General features: G+C 63.5%; 18 protein-coding genes. 15 read left to right on the plus strand and 3 right to left on the minus strand.

Annotated elements, in window-relative coordinates:
* Positions 1–57: 57 nt before the first annotated feature.
* From dapC to map, 3 genes are read right to left on the minus strand one after another with little or no spacing between them, the layout of a single operon-like run.
* Positions 58–1,251, minus strand: coding sequence for a succinyldiaminopimelate transaminase (gene dapC, locus ACODS5_RS13450; RefSeq protein ID WP_489108906.1), 1,194 nt, complete (start codon positions 1,249–1,251; stop codon positions 58–60).
* 21 nt (positions 1,252–1,272) lie between these two features.
* The gene (locus ACODS5_RS13455) at positions 1,273–3,972 is read right to left on the minus strand and encodes a [protein-PII] uridylyltransferase (RefSeq protein WP_489108907.1); all 2,700 of its coding nucleotides are present in this window, start codon (positions 3,970–3,972) and stop codon (positions 1,273–1,275) included.
* Between the two features lie 25 nt (positions 3,973–3,997).
* On the minus strand, positions 3,998–4,780 hold the full coding sequence (map, locus tag ACODS5_RS13460; protein ID WP_134689536.1) for a type I methionyl aminopeptidase: 783 nt from the start codon (positions 4,778–4,780) through the stop codon (positions 3,998–4,000).
* A 356-nt stretch (positions 4,781–5,136) separates the two neighbouring features.
* Here map and rpsB point away from each other — a divergent pair, with 356 nt between their 5' ends.
* From rpsB to rnhB, 15 genes are all read left to right on the plus strand, one after another.
* Entirely contained in the window at positions 5,137–5,874 is a 738-nt protein-coding gene (rpsB, locus tag ACODS5_RS13465; protein WP_028690678.1) for a 30S ribosomal protein S2, read from the plus strand.
* A gap of 185 nt (positions 5,875–6,059) precedes the next feature.
* Complete coding sequence (tsf, locus tag ACODS5_RS13470; RefSeq protein WP_050704410.1) at positions 6,060–6,923, plus strand: translation elongation factor Ts; 864 nt, start codon at positions 6,060–6,062, stop codon at positions 6,921–6,923.
* Between the two features lie 177 nt (positions 6,924–7,100).
* Positions 7,101–7,844, plus strand: coding sequence for a UMP kinase (pyrH, locus tag ACODS5_RS13475; protein ID WP_134689535.1), 744 nt, complete (start codon positions 7,101–7,103; stop codon positions 7,842–7,844).
* A complete protein-coding gene (frr, locus tag ACODS5_RS13480; protein ID WP_134689534.1) occupies positions 7,841–8,398 on the plus strand; it encodes a ribosome recycling factor in 558 nt (185 codons plus the stop codon). The genes pyrH and frr overlap by 4 nt, the downstream gene beginning before the upstream one ends.
* 18 nt (positions 8,399–8,416) lie before the next feature.
* Positions 8,417–9,172, plus strand: coding sequence for a polyprenyl diphosphate synthase (uppS, locus tag ACODS5_RS13485; protein WP_134689533.1), 756 nt, complete (start codon positions 8,417–8,419; stop codon positions 9,170–9,172).
* Positions 9,172–9,987, plus strand: a complete 816-nt coding sequence (locus ACODS5_RS13490) for a phosphatidate cytidylyltransferase (protein ID WP_134689532.1) — start codon at positions 9,172–9,174, stop codon at positions 9,985–9,987. The genes uppS and ACODS5_RS13490 overlap by 1 nt, the downstream gene beginning before the upstream one ends.
* Positions 9,984–11,174: a 1-deoxy-D-xylulose-5-phosphate reductoisomerase gene (gene ispC / locus ACODS5_RS13495; protein WP_489108908.1), complete on the plus strand. Its 1,191-nt coding sequence runs from the start codon at positions 9,984–9,986 to the stop codon at positions 11,172–11,174. The genes ACODS5_RS13490 and ispC overlap by 4 nt, the downstream gene beginning before the upstream one ends.
* 42 nt (positions 11,175–11,216) lie before the next feature.
* Positions 11,217–12,569 (plus strand): sigma E protease regulator RseP, encoded by a 1,353-nt coding sequence (rseP, locus tag ACODS5_RS13500; protein ID WP_489108909.1) that lies wholly within the window; start codon positions 11,217–11,219, stop codon positions 12,567–12,569.
* Between the two features lie 77 nt (positions 12,570–12,646).
* Positions 12,647–15,007 carry an outer membrane protein assembly factor BamA gene (gene bamA, locus ACODS5_RS13505; RefSeq protein ID WP_134689529.1) on the plus strand — a complete coding sequence of 787 codons (2,361 nt, stop codon included), beginning with the start codon at positions 12,647–12,649 and terminating at the stop codon, positions 15,005–15,007.
* 44 nt (positions 15,008–15,051) lie between these two features.
* Positions 15,052–15,555 (plus strand): OmpH/Skp family outer membrane protein, encoded by a 504-nt coding sequence (locus ACODS5_RS13510; RefSeq protein WP_023629834.1) that lies wholly within the window; start codon positions 15,052–15,054, stop codon positions 15,553–15,555.
* Position 15,556: 1 nt separating this feature from the next.
* Positions 15,557–16,612 carry a UDP-3-O-(3-hydroxymyristoyl)glucosamine N-acyltransferase gene (gene lpxD, locus ACODS5_RS13515; protein ID WP_134689528.1) on the plus strand — a complete coding sequence of 352 codons (1,056 nt, stop codon included), beginning with the start codon at positions 15,557–15,559 and terminating at the stop codon, positions 16,610–16,612.
* A 114-nt stretch (positions 16,613–16,726) separates the two neighbouring features.
* Positions 16,727–17,167: a 3-hydroxyacyl-ACP dehydratase FabZ gene (fabZ, locus tag ACODS5_RS13520; protein ID WP_003252314.1), complete on the plus strand. Its 441-nt coding sequence runs from the start codon at positions 16,727–16,729 to the stop codon at positions 17,165–17,167.
* A complete protein-coding gene (lpxA, locus tag ACODS5_RS13525; RefSeq protein ID WP_134689527.1) occupies positions 17,164–17,940 on the plus strand; it encodes an acyl-ACP--UDP-N-acetylglucosamine O-acyltransferase in 777 nt (258 codons plus the stop codon). The genes fabZ and lpxA overlap by 4 nt, the downstream gene beginning before the upstream one ends.
* A gap of 1 nt (position 17,941) precedes the next feature.
* A complete protein-coding gene (gene lpxB, locus ACODS5_RS13530; RefSeq protein ID WP_489108910.1) occupies positions 17,942–19,069 on the plus strand; it encodes a lipid-A-disaccharide synthase in 1,128 nt (375 codons plus the stop codon).
* Position 19,070: 1 nt separating this feature from the next.
* Entirely contained in the window at positions 19,071–19,694 is a 624-nt protein-coding gene (gene rnhB / locus ACODS5_RS13535) for a ribonuclease HII (RefSeq protein ID WP_134689525.1), read from the plus strand.
* Positions 19,695–19,825 lie beyond the last annotated feature (131 nt).

The following is a 19,825-nucleotide window of genomic DNA, read 5'->3' on the forward strand; positions in this document are numbered from 1 at the left end:
CAGCTCCTGTTGATTGCTGCCCAGCCCTGCGGATGAGGGGCCGGCAGCGCTGCATTGTCAGCGAGTCAGGAATGCCCTGATTCGCTCCGCCGCCTCGATGCACTCGGCCAGCGGCGCGACCAGCGCCATGCGCACACGCCCGGCCCCCGGGTTGACGCCATCCACTTCCCGCGACAGATACGACCCCGGCACCACCGTCACATGCTCGGCTTCGTACAGGTCGCGGGTGAAATCGGCATCGCTGCCCGGCACCTTGGCCCACAGATAGAAGCTGCCATCCGGGCGCTGCACGTCCAGCACCGGTTGCAGGATCTCGAGCACGGCGTCGTACTTGGCCCGGTACAGGTCGCGGTTCTCGCGCACATGGGCTTCGTCCTGCCAGGCAGCGACGCTGGCCAGTTGGGTTTGCACCGGCATCGCGCAGCCGTGGTAGGTGCGGTACAGCAGGAATGGTTTGATGATCTCGGCGTCGCCAGCCACGAAGCCCGAACGCAGGCCTGGCAGGTTGGAGCGCTTGGATAGGCTGTGGAACACCACGCAGCGCTTGAAGTCACTGCGACCAAGGGCAGCGCAGGCACTCAGCAGACCCGCTGGCGGCGCGTCCTCGTCGAAGTACAGCTCGCTGTAGCACTCATCGGCGGCGATCACGAAGTCGTGCTTGTCGGCGAGGGCGATCAGCTTCTTCAAGGTGTCCATCGGTACCAGGGCGCCGGTGGGGTTGCCTGGGGAGCACAGGAACAGGATCTGGCAGCGTTCCCAGGTCTCGGCCGGTACAGCATCGAAGTCGGGGTTGAAGCCGTTGCTTTCCAGGCATGGCAGGTAGTGCGGGGTGGCGCCGGCCAGCAGCGCCGCGCCTTCGTAGATCTGGTAAAACGGGTTGGGGCTGACCACCAGGGCGTCGTCGCTGCGGTTGACCACGGCTTGAGTGAAGGCGAACAGCGCCTCGCGGGTGCCGTTGACCGGCAGGATGTGGCGGTCGGCATCGAGCCAGCCGGCCGGGACGTCGAACCGCCGCTCGCACCACTGGCCGATGGCCTGGCGCAGGGCAGGCAGGCCGATTGTGCTTGGATACACCGCCAGCTTGTCGAGGTTGTCGGCCATGGCCTGAGCGACGAACGCCGGCGATGCATGCTTCGGCTCACCGATAGACAGGGCGATGGCGCGCTTGTCGGCTGCCGGCTTCACGGTGCCCAGCAGGGCGCGCAGTTTCTCGAACGGGTAGGGCTGGAGCTGGGTCAAGGCGTGGTTCATCGGCGCAAGGTCTCGTTATCGTCAAAAGGTCATGCGGGTAGGGCTGGCATCGCTGGCCTGGCCGGCCTGCAACTGCTGGACGATGGCTTCCTGCAGGCGGCTGCACAGTTGCGGATCGGATAGCGGCTGGTTGTCGGCGTCGGTGATGAAGAACACGTCTTCCACGCGCTCGCCGAGGGTGGCGATCTTGGCGTTCTGCAGCGAGATGTCGAACTCCAGGAAGATCCGCCCGATCCGCGCCAGCAAGCCGGGGCGGTCGGGGGCGGTGATCTCCAGCACGGTCACCGGGCGCTGGGCATCGTTGAGGATGGTCACCTGCGGCGGGAAGTTGAAGTGCTTGAGCTGGCGCGGCACCCGACGCTGGATGATGGTCGGGTAATCCTCCGGGTTGCGCAGCGCCTCGGTCAGGCCGTCGCGGATCTGCCGGACCCGTTGCGGGTTGTCGCCGATAGAGCCGCCGTCGTTGTCGAGCACGATGTAGGTGTCGAGGGTGAACTGGCTGCTCGAGGTGATGATCCGCGCATCGTGAATGTTCAGGTTGAGTTGGGCCATGGCGGCCACGGTCACTGCGAAGAAGTCATGCTGGTCGGGGGCATAGATGAAGATCTGCGTGCCGCCCTCGAACTCGCGCTGGGTGGTTTCCTTGATCAGCACCAGTGGGCCGCCGTCGGCCGGCTGCTGGAGGATCGCGTCGCTGTGCCAGGCCACGTCGGCGGCGTTGTGCTTGAGGAAGTAGTCATCGCCCAGCTGTGACCACAACTGCTCGACGTCGTCCGGGTCGGTGCCTTCGCGCACGAGAATATCCAGGGCCGCGGATTGGGTCTGGCGGATCTGCTCCTCGCGGTCCAGCGGGTTCTCCAGGCCCCGGCGCAGGGCGCGCTTGGTCTCGGTGTAGAGCTGGCGCAGCAGGCTTGCCCGCCAGGAGTTCCACAGGCTGGGGTTGGTGGCGTTGATGTCGGCCACGGTCAGCACATAGAGGTAGTCCAGGCGTGTCTCATCGCCGACATGCAGGGCGAAATCGTTGATCACCTGCGGGTCGGAGAGGTCCTTGCGCTGGGCGGTGGTGGACATCACCAGGTGGTTCTGCACCAGCCAGACGATCAGCCGGCTGTCCCAGGCGGGTAGCTGGTGCCGCGTGCAGAAGGCTTGCGCGTCTACCGCGCCAAGCTCGGAATGGTCGCCCTGGCGGCCCTTGCCGATGTCATGGTACAGCCCGGCCAGGTAGATCAGCTCGGGCTTGGGCAGACGGCCCATGAGCTTGCTGGCCAGCGGGAATTTCTCCGACACCGGGGTGTACTGCAGCTTGCGCAGGTGCTTGATCAGGTTGAGGGTGTGGGCGTCGACCGTATAGATGTGGAACAGGTCGTGCTGCATCTGCCCGACGATCAGGCCGAATTCCGGCAGGTAGCGGCCGAGGATGCCGTAGCGGTTCATCCGCCGCAGGTTGCGGTGGATACCGATTTCGCACTTGAACAGTTCGATGAACAGGCTGGTGTTGCGGATATCGTGGCGGAACTTGTCGTCGATCAGATGACGATGCTCGCGCAGCAGGCGCACGGTGTCGGCGCGCACACCCTTGATTTCCGGGTGCTGGGCCATCAGCACGAAGATTTCCAGCATGGCGAACGGTGTGCGGCGGAACACGTTGGGGTTGGCTGCCTCGATATAGCCGTCGTGTAGGCGGAACCGGGCGTTGAGCGGCTGCGTGCTGCCGCTGTCATCGGCGAGGATCACCTCCTCGAAGTGCTGGATGATCAGGTCGCACAACTGGCTGATGCTCATCACCACCCGGTAGTACTGCTGCATGAACTGCTCGATGGCGCGCTTGGGGTTGTCGTCGCTGTAGCCCAGCAGCGCGGCGATGCTGCGCTGGTGGTCGAACAGCAAGCGGTCTTCGGCGCGCCCGGCGAGCATGTGCAGGGCGTAGCGCACACGCCAGAGGAAGGCCTGGGACGAGGCCAGCAGCTCGTTCTCGCTTTCCAGCAGGAAGTCCTCGCCGGCCAAGGCGTGCAGGTTGAGGGTGCCGTACTGGCGCCGAGCTACCCACAACACCGTCTGGATGTCGCGCAGGCCGCCGGGGCCGCCCTTGACGTTGGGCTCCAGGTTGTACTCGGTGTCGTTGTACTTGTGGTGGCGGGCCTTGAGTTCGGCGCGTTTGGCCAGGAAGAACTCCTTGCTCGGCCACATGTGCGCCGTGCTGGTGGCATCGAGCATGCGCTGGCGCAGTGGCTCGGGGCCGGCGATGGTGCGGCTTTCCATCAGGTTGGTGATGACCGTGAGGTCGGCGCGCGCCTGCTCGGCGCATTCGTCGACAGTGCGCACGCTCTGACCGACTTCCAGGCCGATGTCCCACAGCAAGGTCAGAAAACGTTCGATGGCGTCGCGGTACTGCTCGTGCTCGGCGGCCTCGAGCAGGATCAGCAGGTCGATGTCGGAGTACGGGTGCAGCTCGCCGCGACCATAGCCGCCGACGGCGACCAGGGCGATGCCGTCGGGGTTGCCCCAGTCGAACTGGCGCCAGGCCTGTTGCAGGATGTTATCGACGAACCAGGCACGGTCCTCGATCAGGCGGCGGATCTCCCGGCCCTCGCGAAAACGCTTGTCGAGCACCTCGCCGGCCATGCGGATGGCCTTCTTGAACGCGGCGATGGGGCTAGCCTTGAGGGCCAGTTCCGCCTGGAACTGGCCGCGGTCGAACAGCTCGGGATCCACCTGGGGCATCGAGTCGCGTTCCTTTGGATAAGAGTCAGGCCGAGGTGCGCGGGATAGTGTCGTCCTTGCGCAGGGTAAAGATCTCGTAGCCGTCTGCGGTCACCACCAGGGTATGTTCCCACTGGGCCGAGAGCTTGCGGTCCTTGGTAATGGCGGTCCAGCCATCGCCCAGCACCTTGGTGTCGGCCTTGCCCTGGTTGATCATCGGCTCGATGGTGAAGGTCATGCCTTCCTTGAGCTCCATGCCGGTGCCGGCGCGGCCGTAGTGGAGAATCTGCGGCTCTTCATGGAACACCTTGCCGATGCCGTGGCCACAGAACTCGCGGACCACCGAGAAACCATTCTTTTCGGCGTGCTTCTGGATCACTTCGCCGATGTCGCCCAGGCGGCAGCCCGGCTTGACCAGCTCGATGGCCTTGTACAGGCATTCCTGGGTGACTTTCGACAGGCGCTCGGCCCACGGGGCGACGGTCCCGACGTGGTACATGCGGCTGGTGTCGCCGTGATAGCCGTCCTTGATCACGGTGACATCGATGTTGATGGTGTCGCCGTCCTTCAGGGGTTTGTCATTGGGGATGCCATGGCAGACCACGTGGTTGATCGAGGTGCAGATCGACTTGGGGAAGCCCTTGTAGTTGAGCGGTGCGGGGATCGCCTGCTGGACGTTGACGATGTAGTCGTGGCACAGGCGGTCGAGCTCTTCGGTGGTGACACCGGGCTTGACGTGCTGTTCGATCATTTCCAGCACTTCGGCGGCCAGGCGGCCGGCGATGCGCATCTTTTCGATGTCTTCTGCGGTCTTGATGGTGACGGTCATTACAGGCTCTCTACGGCGCCACGGGCGGCGCGAACAAACGGGAAAGACCGGATTCTACCAGAGCGCGGCGGCGATCTGGCGGGCTCTCGCGGGAGAAACCCGGCGATCCGGTGGTCTATTGAAGGCATTCTGGCCCCAAAGCCGGGTCGCTGCAAAAGCCGCTGACGGACGCTGCATCATCCGGGTTCCGTTAGCGCGCAGTCTGTGGTATAAAATGCGCCGCTTTCGGGGGAGACCTCCGTTAGCTCAAACCCACACACGTGTCGACACGATGGCCTGGGTGCCCCGCTTGTTCGCAAGCGCGGGTTGGTCATTGGGATACGTGGAGGCCCAACCCGACTTATCAAGGAACTATCATGTCCCAAGTCAACATGCGCGATATGCTGAAGGCCGGTGTGCACTTCGGCCACCAGACCCGTTACTGGAACCCGAAAATGGGCAAGTACATTTTCGGCGCGCGTAACAAGATCCACATCATCAACCTGGAAAAAACCCTGCCGATGTTCAACGAGGCTCTGTCCTTCGTCGAGCGCCTGGCCCAGGGCAAGAACAAGATCATGTTCGTCGGCACCAAGCGTTCCGCCGGCAAGATCGTCGCCGAGCAAGCTGCTCGTTGCGGTTCGCCATACGTTGACCACCGTTGGTTGGGCGGCATGCTGACCAACTACAAGACCATCCGCGCCTCGATCAAGCGTCTGCGCGACCTGGAAACCCAGGCCGAAGACGGCACCTTTGCCAAGCTGACCAAGAAAGAAGCCCTGATGCGTTCGCGCGATCTGGAAAAGCTGGACCGCAGCCTGGGTGGTATCAAGGACATGGGCGGCCTGCCTGATGCCCTGTTCGTGATCGACGTCGACCACGAGCGCATTGCCATCACTGAAGCCAACAAGCTGGGCATCCCGGTCATCGGCGTTGTCGATACCAACAGCAGCCCAGAAGGTGTTGACTACATCATCCCAGGTAACGATGACGCCATCCGCGCTATCGAGCTGTACATGACTTCGATGGCTGACGCCGTCATCCGCGGCCGCAACAATGTTGCCGGCGGCACTGAAGTCTACGCTGAAGAAGCGGCTGCACCTGCTGCTGAGTAATTGACGCCTGGCGTCTACTTGGCACGCAAAAAGGGGGCTTGGCCCCCTTTTTGCCACCTTGAAATCCTGCTGTCAGCAACGGCCCCGCATCATGGGCGAGCTGATATAAAGGCAGCGATTTGCAGAATTTAACGCCCGTGACGAGCGGGTGGAATGGTTGAAAAACTTTCCAAGAGGATTTTGAAATGGCAGCAATTACTGCGGCGCTGGTCAAAGAACTGCGCGAGCGTACCGGCGAAGGCATGATGGATTGCAAGAAGGCCCTGGAAAAGGCCGGCGGCGACATCGAGAAAGCCATTGACGACATGCGTGCCTCGGGCGCCATCAAGGCCGCCAAGAAGGCTGGCAACGTCGCTGCTGAAGGCGCTATCGCCGTCAAGACCGACGGTAAATCCGCCGTCCTGCTGGAAGTGAACTCGCAGACCGACTTCCTGGCCCTGCAAGACGACTTCAAGAACTTCGTTGCCGAAAGCATCGAAGAAGCCTTCGCCCAGAAGCTGACCGACGCCGCTCCGCTGATCGCCTCGCGTGAAGCTGCTCGTGAAGCCCTGGTCGCCAAGTGCGGCGAGAACGTCAACATCCGTCGCCTGGTGCGCGTTGAGGGTGACGTTGTCGGTGCCTACCTGCATGGCAACAAGATCGGTGCCGTCGTTGTCCTGAAAGGCGGTGACGTCGATCTGGCCAAGAACATCGCCATGCACGTTGCAGCCTCGAACCCAGAGTTCCTGGATGCGTCGGAAATCTCCGCCGAGGCCATCGAGCGCGAGAAGAACGTCTTCCTGCAGCTGAACGCCGACAAGATCGCCGGCAAGCCGGAAAACATCGTTGAGAACATGATCAACGGTCGTATTTCCAAGTTCAAAGCCGAAGCCTCGCTGAAAGAGCAAGCCTTCGTGATGGATCCGGAAGTCAAGGTCGGCGCACTGGCCAAGAAAGCCGGCGCTGAAATCGTTTCCTTCACCTACTTCAAGGTCGGCGAAGGCATCGAGAAGCCGGTTGACGACTTCGCTGCCGAAGTTGCCGCCCAGGTAGCTGCCGCCAAGCAGTAAGACGGACTCGTCTGTCGCCCCAAAGAGGCTGCCCGCTCACGCGCGCAGCCTCTTTGTCAAAGCGGGAGCGGTTTGTCAGGCCGTTGCTCGCTGACGCAGTCGCTGCGTCATGTCAGTGTTACATGCAGGCTCAAGCAGCCCGCCAGAATTTTACAAACGCCGCAGGAGAGATTCGCAATGGCTCAGCAGGGCAGTGGTTATCAGGCTCGCTATAAACGCATTCTACTCAAACTTAGCGGCGAGGCCCTGATGGGCTCGGAAGAGTTCGGGATCGACCCCAAGGTCCTGGATCGCATGGCGCTGGAAGTCGGCCAACTGGTCGGTATCGGCGTTCAGGTCGGCCTGGTGATTGGTGGTGGCAACCTGTTCCGTGGCGCGGCGCTCAGTGCAGCCGGCATGGATCGTGTCACCGGCGACCACATGGGCATGCTGGCGACCGTGATGAATGCCCTGGCGATGCGCGACGCGCTGGAGCGGGCGAACATCACCGCAATCGTCATGTCGGCCATCTCCATGGTCGGTGTGACCGATCACTACGATCGTCGCAAGGCCATGCGCCACCTGAACTCCAAGGAAGTCGTGATCTTCGCCGCCGGTACCGGTAACCCGTTCTTCACCACCGACTCCGCCGCTTGCCTGCGCGCCATCGAAATCGATGCCGACGTGGTTTTGAAGGCAACCAAGGTCGATGGTGTATACACTGCAGATCCATTCAAGGACCCGCATGCCGAGAAGTTCGATCATCTGACCTACGATGAAGTGCTGGATCGCAAGCTGGGCGTGATGGATCTGACGGCAATTTGCCTGTGCCGCGACCACCAGATGCCGCTGCGCGTCTTCAATATGAACAAGCCCGGCGCCCTGCTGAACATCGTGCATGGCGGCGCGGAAGGAACTCTGATCGAGGAAGTTCAAAAATGATCAACGAAATCAAGAAAGACGCCCAGGAGCGCATGGGCAAGTCCATCGAGGCGCTGGCCCGCAACCTGGCGGCGATCCGTACCGGTCGCGCCCATCCGAGCATCCTGGACAGCGTCAAGGTCCCTGCCTGGGGTAGCGACATGCCGCTGAACCAGGTGGCCGCGATCACCGTCGAGGACGCCCGTACCCTGAAGATCGTCGCTCACGACAAGAACCTCAGCGCGGCCATCGAGAAGGCCATCCTGACGTCCGACCTGGGCCTGAACCCGTCTAGCGCCGGCACCACCATTCGCGTGCCGATGCCGGCCCTGACCGAGGAAACCCGCAAGGGCTACACCAAGCAGGCCAGCGCTGTGTCCGAAGACGCCAAGGTCGCCGTGCGCAACGTGCGTCGCGATGCCCTGGCCGACCTGAAGAAGCTGACCAAGGACAAGGAAATCAGCGAAGACGAAGAGCGTCGCGCCGCGGACGAGATCCAGAAGCTGACCGACAAGTTCGTCGCTGAAGTCGACGCCGCGTTCAAGGCCAAGGAAAAGGACCTGATGGCCGTTTGAGGCCAGGGTTGCTCTTTAATGGAAAAGACCAAGCCAGCGGCGCCGTCCTCGGTGCCGCGTCATGTCGCTATCATCATGGATGGCAACAACCGCTGGGCGAAGAAGCGCCTGCTGCCTGGCGTCGCCGGGCACAAGGCGGGTGTCGATGCCGTCCGCGCGGTGATCGAAGTGTGCGCCGAGGCGAAGGTCGAGGTGCTCACGCTCTTCGCTTTCTCCAGCGAAAACTGGCAGCGCCCGGCCGAAGAGGTCGGTGCGCTGATGGAGCTGTTCTTCTCGGCGCTGCGTCGCGAGGCCAAGCGCCTGAACGACAACAACATCAGCCTGCGCATCATCGGTGACCGTTCGCGGTTCCATCCGGAGTTGCAAGCGGCCATGCGCGAGGCGGAGGCTGCCACCGCTGGCAGCAACCGCTTCATCCTGCAGATCGCCGCCAACTATGGTGGCCAGTGGGATATCGCCCAGGCCGCGCAGCGCCTGGCGCGGGAAGTTCAGGCCGGGCACCTGCGTCCGGAGGACATCACCCCCGAGCTGTTGCAGACGTGCCTGGCCACCGGGGACCTGCCGCTGCCCGACCTGTGCATCCGCACCGGTGGCGAACACCGCATCAGCAACTTCCTGCTGTGGCAGCTGGCCTACGCCGAGCTGTACTTCTCCGACCTGTACTGGCCGGACTTCAAACACGAGGCCATGCGCAACGCGCTGGCCGATTTCGCTTCGCGCCAGCGCCGCTTCGGTAAGACCAGCGAGCAGGTCGAAGCTGGAGCCCGTGCTTAATGCTTAAACAACGCATCATTACCGCGCTGATCCTGCTGCCGATCGCGCTGGGTGGTTTCTTCCTGCTCAATGGTGGGGATTTCGCCCTGTTCATCGGTTTCGTGGTCACGCTCGGCGCCTGGGAGTGGGCGCGCCTGGCCGGCCTGGTGGCGCAGCCGCTGCGCATCGCCTATGCCGCGGTGGTGGCCGGTGGGCTGATGCTGCTCTACTTGATGCCGGACCTCGCTCCCTGGGTGCTGGGCGCCTCGGTGATCTGGTGGGCGCTGGCCACCTGGCTGGTGCTGACCTATCCACGCAGCAACGAGCTGTGGAGCAGCGCCGCCTGCCGCCTGCTGATCGGCTTGTTGGTGCTGCTGCCGGCCTGGCAGGGCCTGGTGCTGCTCAAGCACTGGCCGCTGGGCAACTGGTTGATCCTGGCGGTGATGGTGCTGGTCTGGGCCGCCGACATTGGTGCCTATTTCTCCGGGCGTGCCTTCGGCAAGCGCAAGCTGGCGCCCCAGGTGAGCCCAGGCAAGAGCTGGGAGGGTGTCTATGGCGGCCTGGTGGTCAGCCTGCTGATCACCCTGGGCGTGGGCCTGGCCCGCGACTGGGGCATTGGCCAGATCCTGCTGGGCCTGCTGGGCGCGGTGGTGGTGGTCATGTCCTCGGTGGTCGGTGACCTGACCGAGAGCATGTTCAAGCGCCGCGAAGGCATCAAGGACAGCAGCAACCTGCTGCCGGGGCACGGCGGGGTGCTCGATCGCATCGACAGCCTGACCGCGGCGATTCCGATGTTTGCCGTACTTTTGTGGGCTGCCGAATGGGGTGTGATGTGAATCGTGCGCAACGTATTACCGTGCTCGGGGCCACCGGCTCGATCGGTCTGAGCACCCTGGATGTCATCGCGCGCCACCCTGAGCGTTACCAGGTGTTCGCCCTGAGTGGCTATTCACGCATCGACGAGTTGCTGGCCCTGTGCGTGCGTCACCGTCCGGCATTCGCCGTGGTGCCGAGCGCCGAGGCCGCCGCGCGCTTGCGTGACGGGCTGGCCGCGGCGGGCTGCGCCACCGAGGTGCTGGAAGGCGAGGCCGGCCTCTGCCAGGTGGCGTCGGCGTCGGAAGTGGACGCGGTGATGGCGGCCATCGTCGGCGCCGCGGGCCTGCGTTCTACCCTGGCGGCGGTCGAGGCGGGCAAGAAGGTGCTGCTGGCCAACAAAGAGGCCCTGGTGATGTCCGGGGCCTTGTTCATGGACGCGGTGCGTCGCAGCGGTTCGGTGTTGCTGCCGATCGACAGCGAGCACAACGCGATCTTCCAGTGCATGCCCGGCGACTTCGCCCGTGGCCTGGGCAACGTGGGGGTGCGACGGATCCTGCTGACCGCCTCCGGTGGCCCGTTCCGTGATACCCCGGCCGCGGAGCTGCTCAACGTCACGCCCGAGCAGGCCTGCGCCCACCCCAACTGGTCCATGGGCCGCAAGATCTCGGTCGACTCGGCGAGCATGCTCAACAAGGGCCTGGAGCTGATCGAGGCCTGCTGGCTGTTCGATGCCAAGCCGTCCCAGGTGGAAGTGGTGGTGCACCCGCAGAGCGTCATTCACTCGCTGGTCGACTACATCGACGGCTCCGTGCTGGCCCAGCTGGGCAACCCGGACATGCGCACGCCGATCTCCAATGCCCTGGCCTGGCCGGAGCGTATCGACTCGGGTGTCGCGCCGCTGGACCTGTTCGCCATCGCCCGTCTGGATTTCCAGGCCCCCGACGAACAGCGCTTCCCATGCCTGCGCCTGGCGCGTCAGGCTGCCGAGGCCGGCAACAGTGCGCCGGCGGTGCTTAACGCCGCCAACGAGGTGGCGGTGGATGCGTTCCTGCAGCGTCGTATTCGCTTCCCGGAGATCGCGAGTATGATCGAGCAGGTACTCGATCAGGAGCCGGTGGTCTCGCTGCCTACGCTCGAGGCGGTGTTCGCCGCCGATCAACGTGCCCGGGAACTGTCCCGGGAGTGGTTGCGGCGCCACGGCCGCTGACGCCAGCGGCACGCCGCGCCGACTGTCACCCGGAGATTGGACATGACTGCGCTCTACATGATCATCGGTACCCTGATTGCGCTGGGTGTGCTGGTCACCTTCCACGAGTTCGGCCACTTCTGGGTGGCGCGCCGCTGCGGGGTCAAGGTGCTGCGCTTCTCGGTCGGCTTCGGCACGCCGCTGCTGCGCTGGCATGACCGCCAAGGCACCGAGTTCGTAATCGCGGCGATTCCGCTGGGCGGCTACGTCAAGATGCTCGATGAGCGTGAGGGCGAAGTGCCGCCAGCGCTGGTCGAGCAGTCGTTCAACCGCAAGTCGGTGCGCCAGCGCATTGCGATTGTCGCCGCCGGTCCGATCGCCAACTTCCTGCTCGCCATCCTGTTCTTCTGGGTGGTCGCCATGCTCGGCTCGCAGCAGGTGCGGCCGGTCATTGGCGCGGTGGAACCGGGTAGCCTGGCGGCAACCGCCGGTCTGAATGTCGGTCAGGAAATTGTTTCCATTGATGGCGAGCCGACCACGGGCTGGTCGGCAGTCAATTTGCAGCTGGTGCGGCGCCTTGGCGAGAGCGGCACCCTGCGGGTGGGCGTGGTCGACGAAGGCGCGACTACCGAGCGTCATCACCAAATCACCTTGAGCCACTGGCTCAAGGGCGTCGACGAGCCGGACCCGATCCAGTCCCTCGGCCTGCGTCCGTGGCGCCCGGCGGTAGCGCCGGTGCTGGCCGAGATCGACCCCAAGGGGCCGGCGGCGGCCGCCGGGCTCAAGACCGGCGACAAGCTGCTGGCCCTGGACGGCGTGGCCCTCGCCGACTGGCAGCAAGTGGTCGACGCCGTGCGCGCGCGCCCGCAGCAGCAGGTGAGCCTGCGGATCGAGCGTGACGGCGCGTCGCTCGAGGTGCCAGTGACCCTGGCGCGCAAGGGCGAAGGCAAGGCCGCCGGCGGTTATCTGGGGGCGGGCGTCAAGGCCACGCAATGGCCGGCGCAGATGCTCCGCGAGGTCAGCTATGGCCCGCTGGAAGCGGTGGGCGAGGGCCTTTCGCGTACCTGGAACATGAGTGTTCTGACCCTCGAATCGCTGAAGAAAATGCTGTTCGGGGAGCTCTCGGTAAAAAACTTGAGCGGACCGATAACCATTGCTAAAGTGGCGGGCGCTTCAGCCCAGTCGGGCGTCGGGGATTTCCTGAATTTCCTGGCCTATCTGAGCATAAGCCTGGGGGTTCTGAACCTGCTGCCCATCCCGGTACTGGATGGGGGGCATTTGCTGTTCTACCTGATCGAGTGGGCGCGCGGTCGTCCGCTCTCGGATCGGGTGCAAGGTTGGGGGGTCCAGATCGGTATCAGTTTGGTCGTCGGGGTGATGTTGCTCGCCCTGATCAATGATCTGGGTCGACTATAAAAAGCTTCGCTCAATCGCGAAAACCTGCCGCCCTGTCGCGGCGGGTTGTTTATTGCCAGTTGGAATAAAAGGACTTCATGAAACGTCTGCTGCTAACTGCGGTGCTCTCCGCACTGATGATCGCTGAAGTTCACGCCGAGTCCTTCACCATCTCCGATATCCGTGTCAACGGCTTGCAGCGGGTCTCCGCCGGCAGCGTGTTCGGCGCCTTGCCGCTGAACGTCGGTGACCAGGTCGACGACCGCCGTCTGGTCGATTCGACCCGCTCGCTGTTCAAGACCGGCTTCTTCCAGGACATTCAGCTGAACCGCGACGGCAATGTCCTGATCATCAACGTGGTCGAGCGCCCATCGGTGTCGAGCATCGAGATCGAAGGCAACAAGGCGATCAGCACCGAAGACCTGATGAAGGGCCTGAAGCAGTCGGGCCTGGCCGAAGGCGAAATTTTCCAGCGCGCGACCCTCGAAGGCGTGCGTAACGAACTGCAGCGCCAGTACGTGGCCCAGGGCCGCTACTCGGCCGAGGTCGACGCCGAGGTCGTGCCGCAGCCGCGCAACCGCGTTGGCCTGAAGATCAAGATCAACGAAGGCACCGTGGCCGCGATCCAGCACATCAACGTGGTGGGCAACACGGTCTTCGACGACGAGACCCTTGGCCAGCTGTTCGAGCTCAAGACCACCAACTGGCTGTCGTTCTTCAAGAACGACGACAAGTACGCCCGCGAAAAACTCTCCGGTGACCTTGAGCGCCTGCGTTCCTACTACCTGGACCGCGGCTACATCAACATGGACATCGCCTCTACCCAGGTGTCGATCACCCCGGACAAGAAGCACGTCTACATCACCGTCAACATCAACGAAGGCGAGAAGTACACCGTCCGCGACGTGAAGCTCTCCGGTGACCTCAAGGTACCGGAAGACCAGGTCAAGTCGTTGCTGCTGGTGCAGCCGGGGCAGGTGTTCTCGCGCAAGGTGATGACCACCACGTCCGACCTGATCACCCGCCGGCTGGGTAACGAAGGTTACACCTTCGCCAACGTCAACGGCGTGCCACAGCCGAACGACGAAGATCACACTGTCGACATCATGTTCGTCGTCGATCCGGGCAAGCGTGCCTACGTCAACCGCATCAACTACCGCGGCAACACCAAGACCGAAGACCAGGTGCTGCGTCGCGAGATGCGCCAGATGGAAGGCGGCTGGGCCTCGACCTACCTGATCGACCAGTCCAAGACCCGCCTCGAGCGCCTGGGCTTCTTCAAGGAAGTCAACGTCGAGACCCCGCCGGTGCCGGGCACCGACGACCAGGTCGACGTCAACTACAGCGTCGAGGAGCAGGCCTCCGGCTCGATCACCGCCAGCGTCGGTTTCGCCCAGAGCGCCGGTTTGATCCTCGGCGGCTCGATCAGCCAGAGCAACTTCCTGGGTTCCGGTAACAAGGTCTCCATCGGCCTGACCCGTTCCGAATACCAGACCCGCTACAACTTCGGCTTCGTCGATCCCTACTTCACTGCCGACGGTGTGAGCCTGGGCTACAACGCCTTCTACCGCAGCACCGACTACGACGACCTCGATGTCGACGTGGCCAGCTACGCGGTGGACAGCCTCGGTGCCGGTGTCAGCCTCGGTTACCCGATCAGCGAGACTTCGCGCCTGACCTACGGCCTGACCGTGCAGCAGGACAAACTGAAAACCGGTCGCTACACCGTGGATGAGATCTTCAAGTTCATCCAGGACGAAGGCGACAGCTTCCTCAACTTCAAGGCGTCGATCGGCTGGTCCGAATCCACCCTGAACAAGGGCGTGCTGGCCACCCGTGGTCACTCGCAGAGCCTGACCCTGGAAACCACCGTGCCGGGCAGCGACCTGTCGTTCTACAAGCTCGACTACCGCGGCCAGCTGTTCAAGCCAATCAACAACGACTACACCCTGCGCCTGCACACCGAACTGGGCTATGGTGATGGTTTCGGTTCGACCTCGGGCCTGCCGTTCTACGAGAACTACTACGCCGGTGGCTTCAACTCCGTGCGCGGCTTCAAGGACAGTACCCTGGGCCCACGCAGTACGCCAAGCCGTGGCGCTGCGGTGACCGGCAACCAGGGCACCATCGCCGACCCGGATCAGGATCCACTGCCGTTCGGTGGTAACGTCCTCGTCCAGGGTGGTGTCGAGTTGCTGTTCCCACTGCCGTTCGTCAAGGATCAGCGCTCGCTGCGTACCTCGGTATTCTGGGACGTGGGTAATGTGTTCGATACCAACTGCGGCTCGAAGCCCGATTGCACTAAGGTCGGTTTCTCGGACATGGCCAGCTCCGTCGGTCTGGGCGTGACCTGGATCACCGCGCTGGGCCCGCTGAGCTTCAGCCTGGCGATGCCGATCAAGAAACCGGACGACGCCGACACGCAAGTGTTCCAATTCTCTCTGGGCCAGACCTTCTGAGGTCGGCCCTTGCATAACGACAACGGATTATCCAGGAGTGCATCGTGCGTAAGTTGACCCAACTGGCCCTCGTGGCCGCGGCGCTGGTCGCCACCCCGGCTTTCGCCGAAATGAAGGTTGCCGTGCTGAACTATCAGATGGCGCTGCTGGAATCCGACGCGGCCAAGAAGTATGCCGTGGATGCCGAGAAGAAGTTCGGCCCGCAACTGACCAAGCTCAAGGGCCTGGAAAGCAGCGCCAAGGGCATCCAGGATCGTCTGATCAAGGGCGGCGACAAGATGCCTCAGCCAGAGCGCGAGCGTCTGGAGCTCGAATTCAAGCAGAAGGCCCGTGACTTCCAGTTCCAGTCCAAGGAGCTGAACGAAGCCAAGGCCGTGGCCGACCGCGACATGCTCAAGCAGCTCAAGCCCAAGCTCGATGGCGCCGTCGAGGAAGTGATCAAGAAGGGTGGCTTCGACCTGGTGCTCGAGCGTGGCGCGGTCATCGACGTCAAACCGCAGTACGACATCACCCGTCAGGTGATCGAGCGTATGAACCAAGCGCGTTGATATGACCGTGACAATGACACTCGGCCAATTGGCCGAGGCCCTTGGGGCCAGCCTCAACGGCCCCGAGGCACTGGAAATCACCGGGCTGGCCACCTTGCAGGAGGCCGGCCAGGGTCAGTTGAGCTTCCTGGCCAACAAGCAGTACCGCAAGTTCCTGGACGAGAGCCAGGCCAGCGCGGTGCTGCTCAAGGCCGAGGATGCCGAAGGCTTTGCCGGCAATGCCCTGATCGTGCCCGATCCTTACCTGGCGTATGCGCGCATTTCGCACCTGTTCGATCCAAAGCCCAAGGCTGTGGCGGGAGTTCATCCCAGCGCCGTGGTAGCGGATGACGCACAGGTCGACGCCAGTGCCAGTATCGGTCCGTTCGCGGTCATCGAGAGCGGCGCGCGTATCGGCGCCAACGTGACGGTCGGTGCCCACTGTTTCATCGGTGCTCGTTGCGTGATCGGTGAAGGCGGCTGGCTCGCCCCGCGAGTGACGCTTTACCATGACGTGAGCATCGGCAAGCGCGTGGTGATTCAGTCGGGCGCGGTGATCGGCGGCGAGGGCTTCGGCTTCGCCAACGAGAAAGGCATCTGGCGCAAGATCGCCCAGATCGGCGGCGTCACCCTGGGCGACGACGTCGAGATCGGCGTGAACACCGCGGTGGACCGCGGCGCCCTGTCGGATACGCGCATCGGTGATGGCGTCAAGCTCGACAATCAGATTCAGATCGCCCACAACGTCCAGGTCGGCGACCATACGGCGATGGCCGCCTGTGTCGGTATCTCTGGCAGCACCAAGATCGGCAAGCACTGCATGATCGCCGGTGGCGTCGGAATGGTCGGTCACATCGACGTTTGCGATAACGTATTCGTCTCCGGAATGACCATGGTGACCCGCTCGATTACCGAGCCGGGTGGCTACTCGTCCGGTACGGCCATGCAACCGCTGGCTGATTGGCGCAAGAGCGCCGCGCGTATTCGCCAATTGGACGAGATGGCCAAGCGTCTCGGACAGTTGGAAAAACGTGTCGACACCGTGACCTCGGATGGCCAGCCGACATCAGAAGGCTGATACCTTTTTCCGAGCGAGCGTGAGCAGTCGCTGGCCGGTGTCTCTGTGGATCTGCACGAGACGCCCGTGGCCAGCACCTGCGCTCCCTATTCTTATTACAGGCTTCCCCCCGAAATGATGGACATCAACGAGATTCGCGAATACCTGCCTCACCGTTACCCGTTCCTGCTGGTGGACCGGGTCACGGATCTGGACTTCGAGGCTCAAAGCATTCGTGCCTACAAGAATGTCAGCATCAACGAGCCGTTCTTCAATGGCCACTTCCCGGCGCATCCGATCATGCCGGGCGTGCTGATCATCGAGGCGATGGCTCAGGCGGCCGGGATTCTCGGATTCAAGATGCTCGACGCCAAACCGGCCGACGGCACCCTCTACTACTTCGTCGGCTCCGACAAGCTGCGCTTCCGTCAGCCGGTGCTGCCGGGCGACCAGCTGGTTCTGGAGGCCAAGTTCCTCAGCCGCAAGAGCATGATCTGGAAGTTCGAGTGCCGCGCCCTGGTAGACGGCAAGCCGGTCTGCTCGGCAGAAATCACCTGCGCGGAACGTTCCCTATGAGTTCGATTGACCCTCGGGCGATCATCGACCCCTCGGCCAAGCTGGCCGCGGGTGTCGAGGTCGGTCCCTGGTCGATCGTAGGCCCCGATGTAGAAATCGGGGAAGGCACCGTCATCGGTCCGCACGTGGTGCTCAAGGGGCCGACCCGCATCGGCAAGCACAACCGTATCTACCAGTTCTCGTCGATTGGCGAAGACACCCCTGACCTGAAGTACAAGGGGGAGCCGACGCGCTTGGTGATCGGTGACCACAACGTGATCCGCGAGGGTGTCACCATCCACCGGGGCACTATCCAGGATCGTGCGGAGACCACCCTGGGCGATCACAACCTGATCATGGCCTATGCCCACATCGGCCACGACAGCGTGATCGGCAATCACTGCATCCTGGTCAACAACACGGCCCTGGCCGGCCATGTACATGTCGGCGATTGGGCTATCCTGTCCGGCTACACCCTGGTGCACCAGTATTGCCACATCGGCGCCCACGCCTTCTCGGGCATGGGCACGGCGATCGGCAAGGACGTACCGGCCTACGTCACCGTGTTCGGCAGCCCCGCCGAAGCGCGTAGCATGAACTTCGAAGGCCTGCGTCGCCGCGGTTTCAGCGATGAAGTGCTGCATGCGCTGCGCCGCGCCTACAAGATCGTCTACCGTCAGGGGCTGACCGTCGAAGAGGCATTGAAGGAGCTGGACGAGTTGGTCAGCCAGTTCCCTGAAGTCGACGTATTCCGCCAGTCGATTGCCAACTCCGCCCGCGGCATCACCCGCTGACATGGGCCAGCTTTGTGTTGCGTTGGTCGCGGGCGAGGCCAGCGGCGACATACTCGGCTCCGGCCTGATGCGTGCCATCAAGGCCCGCCACCCTGATGTGCGCTTCATCGGTGTTGGTGGCCCCTTGATGGAAGCCGAGGGCATGACCTCTTACTTCCCCATGGAGCGCCTGGCGGTCATGGGCCTGGTGGAAGTGCTCGGTCGTCTGCGCGAACTGCTCAAGCGCCGCAAGTTGCTGATCCAGACGCTGATCGACGAACGGCCCGATGTGTTCATCGGCATTGACGCTCCCGACTTCACCCTCAATATCGAACTCAAACTGCGCCAGGCCGGGATCAAGACCGTGCACTACGTCAGCCCTTCGGTCTGGGCCTGGCGGCAGAAGCGTGTGTTGAAGATTCGCGAGGGTTGCGACCTGATGCTGACCCTGCTGCCATTCGAGGCGCGCTTCTATGAAGAGCAGGGCGTGCCGGTGCGATTCGTCGGCCACCCGCTGGCCGATACCATTCCCCTCGAGGCTGACCGTGGCGCGGCGCGTGCCGGGTTGGGCCTGGGCGATGGCCCGGTCATCGCGCTGATGCCTGGTAGCCGGGGCGGCGAAGTAGGGCGCCTGGGGGCCCTGTTCCTCGATGCTGCCCAGCGCCTGTGTGAGTTGGTGCCGGGTGTGCGTTTCGTGTTGCCCTGTGCCAACGCTGCACGCCGTGCCCAGGTCGAGCAGATGCTCGCAGGGCGCGACTTGCCGCTGAGCCTGCTCGACGGTCAATCGCACAAGGCCCTGGCGGCCTGTGACGCGGTGTTGATCGCCTCGGGGACCGCCACCTTGGAAGCGATGCTGTACAAGCGACCGATGGTGGTGGCCTACCGCCTGGCACCGTTGACGTACTGGGTCCTCAAGCGCATGGTCAAGAGCCCCTACGTTTCGCTGCCCAACCTGCTGGCCCAGCGCTTGCTGGTGCCCGAGCTATTGCAGGAGGCCGCCACCAGCGAAGCGCTGGCGCAAACCTTGGCACCCTTGCTCAAGGACGGCGCGCAGCAGACCGACAGCTTCGATCAGATTCACCGCACCCTGCGCCGCGACGCCTCCAACCAGGCGGCTGACGCGGTGCTCGCCCTGCTGAAGGACCGCTGACATGCAGATGGGACTGGATTTCAACCTGGTCGAGGACCTGGTCGCCGGTGTCGACGAGGTCGGCCGTGGCCCGCTGTGCGGCGCGGTGGTCACCGCCGCGGTGATTCTCGACCCGACCCGGCCGATCCTTGGCCTGAACGACTCGAAGAAACTCACCGAGGCCAGGCGCGAGGCGCTGTTCGACGAAATCTGCGAAAAGGCCCTGAGTTTCTGCATTGCCCGCGCCGAGGTCGAGGAAATCGACCGGCTGAATATCCTGCAGGCCACCATGCTGGCCATGCAGCGCGCGGTCGAGGGGCTGCATGTCACGCCGAAGCTGGCGTTGATCGATGGTAACCGCTGCCCGAAGCTGGCAGTGCCGGCGGCCCCGGTGGTCAAGGGCGACTCCCAGGTGCCGGCCATCGCCGCGGCCTCGATCCTGGCCAAGGTCACCCGTGACCGCGAGATGAGCGCCTTCGAGCTGATCTACCCCGGCTACGGGATCGGTGGGCACAAGGGTTATCCGACGCCGGTGCATCTCGAGGCCTTGGCCCGGCTTGGGCCTACGCCCATCCATCGGCGCTCGTTCGCGCCGGTGCGAGCGGCATGGGAGGCCCGTGAGGGCGTCTCCAGCTCGTTGATTTGATTGGTTTGCCGCCCATCGCGGGGCAAGGCCGCTCCCACGCTTGATCATCCGGCGTTGGGGGCGGGCTTGCCCCGCGATGCTTTCGATCCCCCTGCGCCATTTACGCTACAATCGCGCCCTTGTCGTTCAGC

It is taken from the genome of Pseudomonas sp. FG47 (assembly GCF_057809115.1).